The sequence below is a fragment of the Anoxybacillus sp. LAT27 genome (genome assembly GCF_022030075.1).
Classification (GTDB): domain Bacteria; phylum Bacillota; class Bacilli; order Bacillales; family Anoxybacillaceae; genus Anoxybacillus; species Anoxybacillus kestanbolensis.
In genome coordinates, this window is the sequence record NZ_JAIWYK010000359.1 from 1 (window position 1) to 228 (window position 228).

The window sequence follows — 228 nt, forward strand, 5'->3', positions numbered from 1 at the left end:
TCCATGATCCGACGGTGCTCCGCCAGCGCGGTGCGGGCCCGGCCTTCGCGTCCCAGCGATTCGCTGCGGACGCTGTCGCTGTACTCGACGAGCGGCGCCCAGATGCGATGCAGGATGGAGTTGCGGCTGGAGCGGCAGATGACGCGGTGAAACTGGTAGTCTTCCTCGGTGGGAACCTCGCCGCGCTCCACGCGCTCCTCCGCTGCTTTCAGGATCCGCTCCATCTCT

At 67.1% G+C, this 228-nt stretch carries 1 protein-coding gene; it reads right to left on the minus strand.

Going from position 1 to position 228, the window contains the following annotated elements:
* Nucleotides 1-228: FCD domain-containing protein (locus tag LD028_RS09785; protein ID WP_237811706.1), on the minus strand; the 228-nt coding region annotated here is incomplete at both ends.